The following is a 13,320-nucleotide window of genomic DNA, read 5'->3' as shown; positions in this document are numbered from 1 at the left end:
GATCTCCTCAGACACTGGCAGGGCTGTGTGGCTGGCTCACCGGCAGGCGGATATGGAAGGTCGTGCCCTGCCCCGGGGTGCTGGTGGCGGTAATCTGACCGCTGTGCTTCTCGATAATATTGAACGACAGGGAAAGGCCCAGCCCGGTACCCCTACCCACCGGCTTGGTGGTGAAGAAGGGTTCGAAGATGCGGTTCAGGTGGGCCTGTTCAATGCCCTTTCCGGAGTCTGTGATGTCCAGGCTGACGAAACCCCCTTCGCTGCGGGTGCGGATGGTGATGGTGCCGGATTCCTCGATGGCATGGGCGGCGTTGACCAGCAGGTTCATGACCACCTGGTTGAGCTGGGAGATAATGCACTCGATCTCCGGCAGGTCACCAAAGTCCCGCACTACCTCGGCCTTGTACTTGAGCTCGTTGTTGACCACGTTCAGGGTGGTCTCGATGCCCCGGTGCAGATCGGCGTAGCGGAATTCCTCTTCTTCGGTGTGGGAGAAGTCCTTCATGGCGGCGATGATGGTCTTGACCCGCTCGATGCCTTCCCGGGACTCGGCCAGCAGGTCCTCCAGGTCACCGCGGAGGAAGTCGTAGTCGATACTCTTGCGGATCTGTCGCAGATCTTCCAGGGATTCCGCCGTGTCCACCGCATCCGTCAGCCGGAACAGGTCTGTCAGGTAGGTGCCCAGGCTCTGCAGGTTGGAGTACACATAGCCCACGGGGTTATTGATCTCATGGGCCACCCCGGCTGCCAGCTGACCAATGGCAGCCATTTTTTCCGACTGGACCAGCTGCCGGTTCGCCTGCTCCAGACGGGCCGAGAGCTCCTGCGGGGGCATATCCTGTGACAGCGGTGACGGTGCATCAGTCATGGCGGAAACCACACGTTTTGTAAGGGCTTAAGATGGATTGGATCCACATCAAACAGTATAGAACCCTGTCACAAAACGTTTGGTAACGATTGGTATCAAAGAGTGGCTGGGGTGTGACAACAGAGCTGCTCCCGGTGCCGGCAGCGCGTATAAATTAGCTTACGAATGACGGGGGAGGGGTTCCTCAATCCTGCCTCCTATCCTCCTCAGAACGGGTATCCGCCACGTTGAAGGTCTTCTGCACCCGCTCCGCAATCCGGGCCTTTTCCCCGCTGCGATCCAGTTGCTCCAGTGCCTTCGCCAGTGGTTCTGCCAGGTTGGCGTGGCGGCGGTGGAGGTAGTGATACAGGGTGAAACGGGTAACGGGTTCCGGGATGATATGGAGGTGGTCCCAGCGCTCATCGTCAAGGGGCGAGAGGCTTTCAATGCTCGAAACCAGGGCGAGGTCGACACGGCCCCAGTCGAGCAGGGCCTGCATTTGCTGGTAGCTGTCGGCATGGACAAGGACCATGCCCAGGTCTTCCGCGGTCTGTTCGGCAATGAGTACGCCTCGCCGAACGGCCACCCTCGGTTTCCAGTCGCCGTTGCCCACCAGTAAACGATCACCTGGAAACCTGGAGACGGCATGAAGCTTGGCCTCCAATAGCGGATACGGCACGCGGACCAGGTTAGGGTAGCGATCGCCGACCTCGGCAATCCGGAACAGATCACCGTCAACCTGGCCGTTATCGGCCATCATCAATGCCCGCCGGGACGGTACTTCCCGCGTGGTCAGCACGATCCCCAGGTTGTCGTAGGCAGCGGCCAGCAGCTGTACCGCCAGGGTGGTGCCGGGCACGTCAAAGATAACGGCAAACTGCAGGTCATCCGGCAGATCGGCTGTCTCCGCAATAGCTGCATTGCTGGTGCCCAGCAGCAGCGTCAGGATAATGCTTTTCCCCCACATGGTGGTCTTCCGAAAGAGAATGGAAATACCTCCTGTCAGGGTAGACGCTCAGGCGGGAAATGTCCGTCCGGGTTTGTACGTTCGCCCTCGCCCGTGAAGCAACTCAGCGGGTATAAAGAAAAAGCCGTGTGCCCAGCAGAAGGGCCGCGGTAGCCAGACCCGCGGTAATGCCCACCCAGAAGCCCGGCGCGCCCATGGCGGCGACCAGGGCGTCGGTAAAGGTCAGCACATAGCCCAGTGGCATACCGACACCCCAGAAGGAGAACAACATGATAAACATGGGGATGCGGGTGTCCTTGTAGCCCCGCAGGGCGCTGATGCAGCTTACCTGGATGACGTCGGCAATCTGGAAAACGGCGGCGTACTTCAGCAGCAGCGTGGTGACTTCCTGCACCTGCCGATCGCTGGTGTATAGGCCTGCTATGGGTCCGGCAAACAGGAACAGGGTGACCGCGAATACCAGCGCCGTGGCGGAGGCCAGTAGCAGGGAACTGCGGGACAGCAGGTGTGCCGTGGCCGGCGTGTTGGCGCCTACCAGAAAGGCCACCCGCAGGGTCAGGGCCATGCCGATGCTCAGGGGTAGCATGAACAGCAGTGAGGTGACGTTGAGGGCAATCTGGTGCCCGGCCACCACGACCGGCCCCAGGGGGGCCAGGAACAGGGCGATCACCGAGAACATGCTGGCCTCCACGAAGATGGTGAAGCCAATGGGGAGGCCGATGCGCAGGATGTAGCGGATGTTTTCCGGATCCGGTTTTACCCAGTCGGCAATCAGGTGGAAGTGTTTGTAGACCGGGCTGCGATTCAGGTAGAACACCATGGCAACTGCGGCAATGGCATTGGAGATGGCCGTGGCCCAGCCGCAGCCGATACCACCCATCTCCGGCAGGCCGAACTTGCCGTAGATGAGCGCCCAGTTCAGGGGCAGGTTGATCAGCGTACCCAGCACCGAGAACGCCATGATCACCCGGGTGTGGCCCAGGCCATCGGTGAGTCCCCGCAGTGCCACCATCAACAGCATGAAGGGCACCCCCCAGGCAAAGGCGTCCAGGTAGCCTTCAGCAATATCCGAAGTCTGCGTGTCCAGGTTCATCATATTGAACACGGGGCGAACGTTGATCACCAGCAGGATCATGATCGCCGAACTGATCGCACCGATATACAGACCCTGCCAGGTGGCGGGCATGATCTTCTGTACTGCCCGGGCGCCGTTGTAGCCGGAAATGATGGGTTGCAGCGCCCCCAGCAGACCCATGAAGAACAGGAACAGGGGCATCCAGATGCTGCTGCCGATGCCCACCGCTGCCAGGTCCTCGGCGCTGGCATGCCCGGCCATCACCGTATCGATGACGCCATTGGCCATCTGGGCTATCTGCGCCACCAGGATGGGCCCGCCCAGCAGGGCAAGTGTGCGCCACTCCCCCAGAATACGGGGGATCAGCGGCGCCCGGGTGTCGGGGACTGGCTGGTGTTCGTGGTCGAGCATGGTGCAGCGGGTTATCCGGCAGGTCGGCAAAGCGCCCTACTATACACCTTCAGCTGGCGTGTGTGTCCCGGCCCATTCGTTAACCCTGATTCACCCGATTCAACCGCGCGGACGGGGCTCGTCAGTGTCAGGCAGCGCACAGGCGAGGGCGGAGACGTCCTGTTCCAGGCTGGCGATGCTTTTCTGCAGGGTTCGCCAGTGGCGGTCGTCGGCTGCCTGAAGCAGGTCGTGGGTCAGGCGGGTGAGGTCGCGGGTGTTGGCTTCAAGCATGTTCCGGTATGCCTCGCCCTGATAGTCCGGGGCGTTAAGGATCAGGTCCCGCAAGCGGGGTCCGAAGTCCGCCTGCCGTCGCTCCCCAAGCAGCTCTGACAGTGCCTGCTGCCAGTGTCCCCGGCCTTGCAGCCAGATCCGTGTCTGTTGCTGCCGGTCCCGGGTCCAGTCATCAATGATAGTCTGCTGGCGTTGGTTCAGGGTGCCGAGCCAGCGTTCTGTCCGCTCTCGTATGCGTTCGGCGGATTTTTGCTGGCTGTCGTCGCCGAGGAATTCCTGTTTTCGGTCCTCCTGTTCGCGGGCCATATTGACTTCCAGCTCCTCCACCTGGGCGTCGCTCAGGGTGCCCAGCAGGCTTGTGGCAACCGGTACGATGCGCGCTGCCAGCGGTTCCGCGAATGTGGCCACCTGCTCCCGGTGGAACTCAATGCGTGCCGGCGGCAGTTCGCCGTTGGCCATCTCCTCCCGGAGCTTTCCGAGCCAGCCGGAGTAACGGGGTAACTCGGCCTCGCAGTGCCAGGCTTTGAGCACTTCCAGGTCATTCCGTAGCGTGGCCTTCTGTTCACGGGTCAGGGTGACGTAGTCGTCCACCCACCAGAGGACACCCTGGTCGGCGAAACGGTAGGCCAGCCGGGTGGAGCTACAGGCGCCCAGCACGACGACAACCAGCAGGATGCAGGTGGTACGGACAACGCGAACGGGCATAAACGCTTGCACTGGCGGACGTCCTTTCGAAATTTCGTTACCCTGTAAATTCCAGTGGCCTGCGCGGGTTCTACAGCGCGAGCCCCCGGAGCAGGGAACAACAGGTGCTCTGGCCATGGTAGTTCAGGGTGTACCCGGAAGACATTACGGCCCGGTCGGGCTTCTGGATGCTTACAACCGCAGGAGATGATGTTTGACCAACCAACCTTCCATGAAAGTTCAGCAGCTGGTTTTCGCGTTTTACATGTCCGGGCTTATGTCCTTGCTGATGTCCGGTGTGATCACTGCCATCAATACCGGCCTGGCCATCGGGTTTGTGCAGCGATGGTTGCCGGCCTGGGTTGTAGCCTGGGCGGTGGCATTCCCGCTGGTGGTGCTGGTGGCGCCCCTGGCCCGGCGGATGTCGGATACGACCATCCGGGTGTTGTCACGAATTCGTGGGCGGGGCGCCCGGTGAGATTGGGCCTGCTGGCTGTCCTCTGGCTGGCGCTCACCAATGGCGACCCGTCAGGCTGGGGGTATGGCCTGGTCGTAGTGCCGCTGGTCTGGATATTGTCCTCCAGGGTCTTCCCGCCGGGAGCCTACCGGGTGAAACCACTTTACCTGCCGCAATTTACCGTATGGTTTCTGGTGCAGTCACTATCGGCCGGCTGGGATGTCAGCCGCCGGCTAATGGCACCACAACTGGCGGTTGCGCCCGGTGAAAGGGAAGTGCCCTTCACCCTTCCGGAGGGCAGCCCCCGCTGGCTTGCCGCCAACCTGTTGTCGCTGATGCCCGGCACACTGAGTGTGGAGGTTCACGGAGAAACCCTGTTGCTGCATTGCCTGGACACGGGGCAGGATACGATCGCAGCGGTGGCGGAAACGGAACGGCAGGTGGCCCGCCTTTTCGGCATTACGCCATCGGCCACGGAGGGTGAATGACACTGGCACTCGAACTGACTGCGGTATGGCTTCTGCTAACGCTTTTGCTGGGGCTGGTACGCATCTGGCAGGGACCGCGTCCGGCAGACCGTATCCTTGCCGCACAGCTGTTTGGCACCACCGGGGTGGCCATCCTGCTGGTGCTGGCCAGCGTGCAGGACATGCCCTCATTGAGGGATGTGGCCCTGGTCCTGGCCCTGCTGGCAGTATTGGCTACGGCGGCGTTTGTCACCCGTGAGGTCCGCCTGGACCGGGAGGATGACGTTGGCTGAGTTTCTGCCCTGGTTGCAGATCCCCTTGCTGGTGGCGGGGTGCCTGTTCTTCGGTATCGGTACCCTGGGCCTGTTCCGTCTTACCGAAACCCGCGACCGGCTCCATGCCCTGACCAAGGTGGACAATCTCGGTCTCGGGCTGATTGCGCTGGCGTTGCTACCATCGGTGCCCACGGTTGGGGACGGGGCCAAGATCCTGCTGGTGTGGCTGGTGGTGCTGATGGCCAGTGCCACCTCGGCCCATCTGATTGCTCGCGCCGCCGGCCGGGATGTTACCCGGGAGGATCCATGACCGCCTGGTGGCTGGACGGATTGCTGGCCGTAATGCTGGTAATTACGGCGGTCTCTGTGCTGGTTTCCCGAAGCCTTTTCCGGGCCGTGGTGATGTTTATCGCCTTTGGAATGCTGATGGCGCTGGCCTGGATGCGCCTGCAGGCACCGGATATCGCCCTGGCGGAAGCCGCCATTGGTGCCGGCCTGACCGGGGTCTTGTTGCTGGATGCGGTGGCCCACTTCCGGCGTGGTCCCGGCAATGACCGGGAAGGCGGGCAGGGATGACGCGCCGTGGGTTGTTGCTCTTGCTGTTACTGTGCGCTGCACTTGGTTGGATGCTTGTCTCGGGTCTCTGGTCCATCGCCTCCAGCCCGGTGGGAGGTGCGTTGCCGGCGCAGGTCAGGGGGGCCATGGCCGATAGCGGGGTGGACCACCCGGTAACGGCCGTGCTGCTGAACTTCCGCAGCTACGATACCTTGCTGGAGATCGGCGTTCTGGTGATCGCGGCTATTGCTGGCATTTCCATGGCGCGCCTACCCTCGCTGGAAGACCCGGCCTTTCGCACTCAGGATGCCCTGCTCGGCGCCTTGCAGCGCTGGTTTGTTCCATTGATGTGGCTGGTGGCGGGCTACCTGGTCTGGGCCGGCGCCCACCAGCCAGGAGGGGCCTTTCAGGCGGGGGCGGTGCTGGCAGCTACCGGGGTGCTGATGCGGCTGGGGGGGATGCCCATGGGTTTCCTGCGGCCTGGTCGCCTGCTGCGCGTGGGGCTGGTGCTGGGGTTTGCGGTATTCCTGCTGGTTGCGCTGGTCACCGCCTTCGTGGGCGATGCCTTCCTGGCCTACCCGCCAGGCACAGCGAAACACCTGATCCTGCTTATCGAGGTGTTCCTCACCCTGTCCATCGCCATGGTGCTGTTGTCGCTGTTTGCCGCAGCGCCGGTCAATAAGCCCCAGGGGTCACAGGAGGGCGATCATTGATGACTCCCGACCTGCTTTACGCTTTTACCGGCCTAGTGCTGTTCGTTATCGGGGTGTTTGGCATGGTTGCCCTGCAGCACCTGTTGCGAAAACTGCTGGCCTTCAACCTGATGGGGTCCGGTACCTTTCTGACGCTGGTGGGCCTGGCCCAGCACCGTAACGGGGCTGATCCGGTGGTGCAGGCGCTGGTGCTTACCGGCATCGTGGTAGCTATCGCGGCAACGGCCCTGGCCCTGGTGCTGATCCGCCGGTATTTCCACCTTACCGGCATGAGTTCGCTGGAACCGGATACTACCGATGAGGGTAGCCCATGATGGCCTGGCTGATGGCCGGCCTGCTGTTTACGCCCCTTGCATGGGCGGCGCTGTCGCTGCTGGGAGGTTTCCGGCCCGGATGGCGGCTGGCCTGGTTGGGCATGGCCCTGCAGGGTGCGGTTTCGGTTCTGTTGTGGCTGGCGATCGCCCGCGACGGGGGGTTTTACTACGCCCTGGGAGGCTGGCCGGCGCCCCTGGGTATCGAATTGCGGGTGGATGGCCTGGCCGTCACCTTCATATTGCTGACCGCGGCCGTGGCCACCGCCTGTGGACTGCACGCGGGTGTCTATCTGGACCCGGACAAGTCCGGGCAGCGCTATTTCTGGCCCCTGTTCTGGTTTCTCTGGGCCGGCCTCAACGGCGTATGGCTGGGGGCAGACCTGTTTAACCTGTATGTGGGACTGGAGCTGATCAGCCTGGCGGCAGTCGGGCTGGTGGCCCTGGGGAGTACGGCGGATGCCCTGCGGGCCTCACTGCGGTACCTGCTGGCGGCGCTGGTGGGTTCGCTGTTCTACCTGCTGGGGGTAGCGCTGGTCTACGGCCAGTTCGGCACCCTGTCGCTGAGCGGAGTTGCGCAGTTGGCCGGAGAGCATGCCGGGTTGCCCGGTGCGGGGCTGGCCCTCGCGCTGATGCTGGCAGGTCTGGCACTGAAAACGGCGCTGTTCCCCCTCCACGGCTGGCTGCCACCGGCCCACGGAATTGCGCCTTCGCCGGTGAGCGCGTTGTTGTCGGCACTGGTGCTGAAAGCTTCGTTCTATATTGCTGCCCGCCTGTGGCTGGAGCTGGGTGAATCTCAGGGCAGCTATGGGGTGGCGCAGCTGGCAGGGGGGCTGGGAGCCCTCGCGGTGCTATGGGGGAGTTGGATGGCCTGCCTGCAGACAAGACTAAAGCAGGTGGTGGCCTACTCTTCAGTGGCCCAGATCGGGTACCTGTTCCTGCTGTTCCCGCTGACCTGGCAGGTATCGGAACAGGTGTCACAGCAAGCCCAGCAGGGTATGACCCTGCAGGTAATCAGCCATGCCCTGGCCAAGGCGGCCATGTTTCTGGCCGCCGGTAACCTGATTCTGTCCACCGGCAGTAACCGTGTGGCCGATCTCGCCGGGGTGGGGCGTTTTCTGCCCTTTTCGCTGTTCTCGTTCGGCCTGGCCGGGGTGTCGCTGATGAGCTTGCCTCCCAGCGGCGGATTCGCCGCCAAGTGGTTCTTGCTGCAGGCGAGTCTGAACAGCGGGCAATGGTGGTGGGTTCTGGTGCTGATGGCCGGCGGGCTGCTCTCCGCCGTCTACGTGTTCCGCATCTACCGTGCCTCGTTCCAGGAGGCGTCGGGTCAGGACGATTTTCATCACCCACCCAGGCGCCTGGAGGCCATTCCCATGGTGCTGGCGTTGCTGTCCCTGGGGCTGGGGCTGGCGGGTGACCAGGTGCTGTCGGTCATGGGGCTGCCGTTCGGGGAGGAAGACTGATGGCAGTGGACTTCTCTCTCAACCCCTGGTTGCCGGTACTGGCGCTGGCCACGTCACTGGCGGCCTCGCTGGTGATTTTCATGTTGCCGGAGGCGCGTCACGGGCTGAGAACAGCGCTCAACCTGGGAGCGGCGGTCGCGAAACTGATTCTGATCGTCGTGATGGGATGGGGGGTGTTTCACGGTCTTGAGTACCAGCTGGCCTTCACCATGCTGCCGGGCATCGAGTTCGAACTGAAGGTGGACTCCCTGTCGATGATGTTTGCCGGGCTTTCCTCAGTGCTGTGGCTGCTTACCACCGCCTATGCAGTGGGCTACCTGGAGAACTCCCCCAATCGCAGCCGGTTCTTCGGTTTTTTCAGCCTGTGCGTGGCTAGCACCACCGGCATTGCGCTGGCGGGTAACCTGTTTACCTTTTTCCTGTTCTACGAAATGCTCACCCTGTCCACCTACCCGCTGGTGGTTCACCGGGGTACGGCGACGGCCTTGCGGGCGGGGCGGAGTTATATCATCTACACCCTCAGTGGCGGTGCCGTGCTCCTGCTGGGTATGGCGTGGCTGTATGCCGAGACCGGAACCCTGGACTTCGCTCCCGGTGGCGTGGTGGACGGCTCGCCAACGCCGGCCCTGACGGCCATCTTCGTGTTACTGGTGGTGGGGCTGGGTGTGAAGGCGGCGCTGTTCCCCCTCCACGGCTGGCTGCCCCAGGCCATGGTCGCCCCCGCTCCGGTGAGTGCCCTGCTGCATGCGGTGGCGGTGGTCAAGGCAGGGGCTTTCGGCATCGTCCGGGTGGTCAACGACGTGTTCGGCACCGGGTTCGCGAACGAGGCGGGCCTGCTGTTGCCCCTGGCGGGACTGGCCGCCTTCACCATCATTTTCGGCTCGGTGAGGGCCCTGTTTCAGCAGGACCTGAAACGACGGTTGGCCTACTCCACCATCAGCCAGGTGTCCTACATCATCCTGGGCATCTGCCTGGCGGGGCCGCTGGGGATGGTGGGTGGGCTGGTCCATCTGCTCCACCAGGGCATCATGAAAATCACCCTGTTCTTCTGCGCCGGCAACTACGCCGAAACCCTGGGTGTGCACCGGATCGATGAGCTGGATGGCGCCGGCCCGCGCATGCCAGCCACCTCAGTGGCATTTACCATCGGCGCCTTCGGTATGATTGGTACACCGCCCCTGGCCGGGTTCATCACCAAGTGGACCATGGGGCTGGGGGCGCTGGAAGCCGGGCTGCCCTGGGTGGTCGCCGTCCTGCTCGTCAGCAGCCTGTTGAATGCCGCCTACTTCCTGCCCATCGTCCACCGGCTCTGGTTCCGCCCCCGGCGTGAGGCATGGCCGGAAGAGGTGCGCTGGGGACGCCTGGAGACCCTGGGCTGGCTGCTGTGGCCGCCGGTGCTGACCGCTGCCGCCGTGGTCCTGATCGGGGTCTTTGCGGCCATGCCGTTCAGCCCATTGTCCTGGGCGGAGCTGGTGGTGAACCGGGAGTATCGGCCATGACGCCCACCCTGCAGTTTCTGGCCATAGCAGCCGTGGGCCTGCCCCTGGCGTGGTTACTGACGCTGCCACTTGCCGGCCGCTGGCAAAGGTTCGGCTTGCCGCTGTTACCATTGCCGGCTCTCCTGCTGGCGCTGGTATCAGAGGCTGACTGGCAGTGGTCGTTGCCCTGGTTGTTGATGGACAGCCTGTGGCTGCTGGATGACCTGCGCCGTACCTTCCTGACCCTGACGGCGCTGCTCTGGAGTGCCGCCGGGGTGTTCGCCCTGGGATACCTGGAAAGCCGCAACCTCCGGCGTTTCCTTGTGTTCTGGTGCCTGACCCTGTGCGGCAACCTGGGTCTGGTGATCGCCGGCGATGTGGCCAGTTTTTACAGCTTCTTCGCGCTGATGACCTTTGCCAGCTATGGGCTGGTGGAGCATGACGGCACCGGTGAGGCTCTTCGGGCTGGCCGGGTGTACATGGCCATGGCGGTCGTCGGCGAGATGTTGCTGCTGGCCGGCCTGATGCTGGCGGCGGAAGAAGCGGACAGCCTGCTATTGACGGAGCTTGCGGACGCTGTGGCGGAAGCGCCCCGGGCTGAACTGATAATCGGTCTGTTGATCACCGGGTTCGGGGTCAAGGCGGGCCTGCCCTTGCTGCATTTCTGGCTGCCACTGGCGCACCCCGTGGCACCGACCCCGGCCAGTGCGGTGCTCAGTGGTGCCATGATCAAGGCCGGCCTGCTGGGCTGGCTGCTGACCTTGCCCCTGGGGCAGGCCTCGCCGGGCTACTGGGGCGACCTGATGGTCGGTGCCGGCGCGGTGGCTTCCCTCGGCGGTGCGCTCGCCGGCGTCTGCCAGCGACAGGCCAAGGCGGTACTGGCCTATTCCAGCATCAGCCAGATGGGGCTGATGCTGCTGCTCGTGGGCGCCGCGCTGGCAACGCCGGAGCGGGCATTGTTGATACTGCCGGTAATCGCCCTCTATGCCCTGCACCATGGCCTGGCCAAGGGGGCGCTGTTCCTCTCGACGGCTGTGCGTCCGCCAGGGGGAAATCCGGCCCGGTGGGCGTACTGGCTGCTTCTGGCCTTACCAGGTTTTTCCCTGGCCGGGCTGCCCTGGACCAGCGGAGCCCTCGCAAAGCTGGCCATGAAGGAAGCATTGGCCAAGGATCAGCTCACCATGGCTACGGCGACCTGGCTGTCTCCGCTGATGACCGCTGGTGCCGTGGCCACCCTGTTGCTGGTATTGCGGTTTCTCTGGCTGCAATACCGGCAGGCAGAGCCGGGCGCCAACTCCCGCTGGCGCACTGCCGGCTGGTTGCTGACGGTAGCCGGCTCAGCCCTGGTGTTCTGGTGGCTGCCCTGGCAAGTGGGCGAGCTGGTGGAGCAGCCTTACTGGCTGCCGAAAGCCTACCAGTACGCCTCGCTGTTGACGCCCATCGGGCTGGCACTGGTGGCCGGACTGCTGACGGCCCTGCTGGTGCGCCGTGCACCAGCGGTTCCTCCGGGCGACCTGCTCGCTCTGTGGCCAGGGCGCCCACAGGTACCCGGGAGGCTATCGACCATGCCAGCATGGCCCGCGGCAAATACCCAGCGTTGGGCAGGTCGATTTTCCTCGTTGACGACGGGGGCCGAAAACCGGCTGCGTTCGGGTGGCTTGCTTGCCCTCGCAGTGCTTGCGCTGCTCTTCATATTGATCAATCAGGCTGGCTGATTGACCGCACATCCGGCATGAGCGCGCCCTGCCATTTTCTTGGCGTTTTTGTCCGTTCGTGGGGCACCCGCAAATAAAACGTCAAAAAATGTCAAAGCATTTGCATCCGTTTTACATCCGCCCCCGTAAATCGCTGTGACGCATGGTTCATGGAATGAAACTGTGCAGGTTCGAACCACTTTATTCAGGTAGTCAATAACGTCTGCACGATGAGGAGCAGAACTATGAATCGTTTTATGGCTTTACCGATGGTGGTTGCGGGAGCGCTGGCGCTTTCCGGTTGCTTTGACGGGGACTCCGACAGCTCCGATGATGATGTTGCGCGTTCAGAGGTGAGGATTATCCACGCCTCACCGGATGCGCCGCCCGTGAATATCCTGGTTAATGGCGATGCCGCCGTTGAAGGGGCCGATTACAAACAGGCTGCGGTGCTGACCCCGGAAGTGGGCAGTTACGAGATTGCGGTTGAAGGTATTGTTCCCGGCGGAAATGCGGCGGTCATAGGGCCGGCGGACTTCACATTTGAAGAGAACGTTCGTTACAACGTGGTGGCCGTTAACACGGTGGCGAACATTGATACGGTTATCTTCCAGGACGAGCCGGGCTTCAGTTCCAGTGACGAGGTGCGGGTTCGCATCGGCCACCTGGCGCCCAGTGCCCCCAATGTCGATATCTATGTAACCACTGCGGGCGAAGGTGATGACCTGTCTGCCATCGACCCGCTGCTTTCAGATGTGGCCTTTGAAACCGTTGCCGAGCCTCTGGAAGTGCCCGCCGGTGACTACCGGATCCAGATCACCGCCGCCGGTGCGTCAACAGCGGTCTTCGACAGTGGCGATGTCAACCTGCCGGCCGGCGCGGATCTGTTTGTGGGCGCGGTACAGAACACCGGGGCCAACGCCTCTGTTGACGGTACCAGTCCGGTCAGCCTGATCGTGGTAGACGGTGCCGATGTGGCCGAGATCCATGATGCGGACCAGGGCGCCGGTGTGCGGGTGGTGCATGCATCGGGCGATGCGCCGGCTGTGGATGTGCTGGTTGACGACGCGCCCGCATTGACCAACATCGCGTTCGGTCAGGCTTCGCCTTCGGCTGCACTCGATGAATATGCGGTGCTGGCGGCGGGGGACTATAACGTCAAGGTGGCCGCCAATGCCGACAACTCGATCGTACCGATTGAAACTGACCTGAGCCTGACCAACGGCCAGGGGTACTCGGTCCTGGCGACAGGCCTGCTCGGCGGTGATCCTGCCATTGAAGCGCTGGTGCTGGAAGACAGTGTTCGCAGCATTGCCACCCAGGCAACCCTGCGCGTGGTTCATGCCTCTACCCAGGCGGGCAACGTCAATATCTACCTGCTGCCTGAGGACCAGACGGAGATCGATAACGCCACGCCCGCCCTGGCGGATGTACCCTATAAGGCGGTAACCGATTACCTGGCCATACCTGCGGGCACCTACAATCTGCGGGTAACGGACCTGGATGGTAACGTTGCCATCAGTGCCGACGGTGTTGCTGTGGCCAACGGCGGTGTCTACACGGTGATTGCCCGTGACGGCGAGGATGGGAATGGTTCGGTCCTGACCGACCTGGGCCTGATCCTGCTGGACGACTTCGCGGCGCTTTAATCCG

Annotated in this window: 15 protein-coding genes; 11 read left to right on the top strand and 4 right to left on the bottom strand. The window is 63.0% G+C overall.

Features of this window, described 5'->3' with window-relative positions:
• Positions 1-7: 7 nt before the first annotated feature.
• The 4 genes from ACESMZ_RS10315 to ACESMZ_RS10300 form a co-directional block, all read right to left on the bottom strand.
• Positions 8-868: an ATP-binding protein gene (locus tag ACESMZ_RS10315; RefSeq protein ID WP_372972576.1), complete on the bottom strand. Its 861-nt coding sequence runs from the start codon at positions 866-868 to the stop codon at positions 8-10.
• A 184-nt stretch (positions 869-1,052) separates the two neighbouring features.
• Positions 1,053-1,814, bottom strand: coding sequence for a hypothetical protein (locus tag ACESMZ_RS10310; RefSeq protein WP_372957642.1), 762 nt, complete (start codon positions 1,812-1,814; stop codon positions 1,053-1,055).
• Positions 1,815-1,917: 103 nt separating this feature from the next.
• On the bottom strand, positions 1,918-3,300 hold the full coding sequence (locus ACESMZ_RS10305; protein WP_372957643.1) for an MATE family efflux transporter: 1,383 nt from the start codon (positions 3,298-3,300) through the stop codon (positions 1,918-1,920).
• Between the two features lie 99 nt (positions 3,301-3,399).
• A complete protein-coding gene (locus ACESMZ_RS10300) occupies positions 3,400-4,287 on the bottom strand; it encodes a DUF6279 family lipoprotein (protein ID WP_372957644.1) in 888 nt (295 codons plus the stop codon).
• A gap of 181 nt (positions 4,288-4,468) precedes the next feature.
• On the opposite strand from ACESMZ_RS10300, the gene ACESMZ_RS10295 reads away from it, so the two are divergent.
• The 11 genes from ACESMZ_RS10295 (at position 4,469) to ACESMZ_RS10245 (ending at position 13,316) form a co-directional block, all read left to right on the top strand.
• Positions 4,469-4,732 (top strand): DUF2798 domain-containing protein, encoded by a 264-nt coding sequence (locus ACESMZ_RS10295; protein ID WP_372957645.1) that lies wholly within the window; start codon positions 4,469-4,471, stop codon positions 4,730-4,732.
• Positions 4,729-5,199, top strand: a complete 471-nt coding sequence (locus ACESMZ_RS10290) for a Na+/H+ antiporter subunit E (RefSeq protein WP_372957646.1) — start codon at positions 4,729-4,731, stop codon at positions 5,197-5,199. The genes ACESMZ_RS10295 and ACESMZ_RS10290 overlap by 4 nt, the downstream gene beginning before the upstream one ends.
• A complete protein-coding gene (locus ACESMZ_RS10285; RefSeq protein WP_372957647.1) occupies positions 5,196-5,471 on the top strand; it encodes a monovalent cation/H+ antiporter complex subunit F in 276 nt (91 codons plus the stop codon). The genes ACESMZ_RS10290 and ACESMZ_RS10285 overlap by 4 nt, the downstream gene beginning before the upstream one ends.
• Positions 5,464-5,763 carry a cation:proton antiporter gene (locus tag ACESMZ_RS10280; RefSeq protein WP_372957648.1) on the top strand — a complete coding sequence of 100 codons (300 nt, stop codon included), beginning with the start codon at positions 5,464-5,466 and terminating at the stop codon, positions 5,761-5,763. Before ACESMZ_RS10285 ends, ACESMZ_RS10280 begins: the two co-directional genes overlap by 8 nt.
• Positions 5,760-6,029, top strand: a complete 270-nt coding sequence (locus ACESMZ_RS10275) for a Na(+)/H(+) antiporter subunit B (protein WP_372957649.1) — start codon at positions 5,760-5,762, stop codon at positions 6,027-6,029. Before ACESMZ_RS10280 ends, ACESMZ_RS10275 begins: the two co-directional genes overlap by 4 nt.
• A 50-nt stretch (positions 6,030-6,079) precedes the next feature.
• A complete protein-coding gene (locus ACESMZ_RS10270) occupies positions 6,080-6,721 on the top strand; it encodes an MnhB domain-containing protein (RefSeq protein ID WP_372972575.1) in 642 nt (213 codons plus the stop codon).
• The gene (locus tag ACESMZ_RS10265; protein WP_372957651.1) at positions 6,721-7,035 is read left to right on the top strand and encodes an NADH-quinone oxidoreductase subunit K; all 315 of its coding nucleotides are present in this window, start codon (positions 6,721-6,723) and stop codon (positions 7,033-7,035) included. The genes ACESMZ_RS10270 and ACESMZ_RS10265 overlap by 1 nt, the downstream gene beginning before the upstream one ends.
• On the top strand, positions 7,032-8,495 hold the full coding sequence (locus ACESMZ_RS10260; protein ID WP_372957652.1) for a complex I subunit 5 family protein: 1,464 nt from the start codon (positions 7,032-7,034) through the stop codon (positions 8,493-8,495). Before ACESMZ_RS10265 ends, ACESMZ_RS10260 begins: the two co-directional genes overlap by 4 nt.
• Complete coding sequence (locus ACESMZ_RS10255; protein ID WP_372957653.1) at positions 8,495-9,994, top strand: complex I subunit 5 family protein; 1,500 nt, start codon at positions 8,495-8,497, stop codon at positions 9,992-9,994. Before ACESMZ_RS10260 ends, ACESMZ_RS10255 begins: the two co-directional genes overlap by 1 nt.
• On the top strand, positions 9,991-11,688 hold the full coding sequence (locus ACESMZ_RS10250; RefSeq protein WP_372957654.1) for a complex I subunit 5 family protein: 1,698 nt from the start codon (positions 9,991-9,993) through the stop codon (positions 11,686-11,688). Before ACESMZ_RS10255 ends, ACESMZ_RS10250 begins: the two co-directional genes overlap by 4 nt.
• A gap of 224 nt (positions 11,689-11,912) precedes the next feature.
• On the top strand, positions 11,913-13,316 hold the full coding sequence (locus tag ACESMZ_RS10245; RefSeq protein WP_372972574.1) for a DUF4397 domain-containing protein: 1,404 nt from the start codon (positions 11,913-11,915) through the stop codon (positions 13,314-13,316).
• The last annotated feature ends 4 nt before the right edge of the window (positions 13,317-13,320 follow it).

The organism is Marinobacter sp. (genome assembly GCF_041690615.1).
Classification (GTDB): Bacteria; Pseudomonadota; Gammaproteobacteria; order Pseudomonadales; family Oleiphilaceae; genus Marinobacter.
The sequence above is the reverse complement of the archived record's forward strand: the minus strand, read 5'-3'. Positions and strand labels throughout refer to the sequence as shown.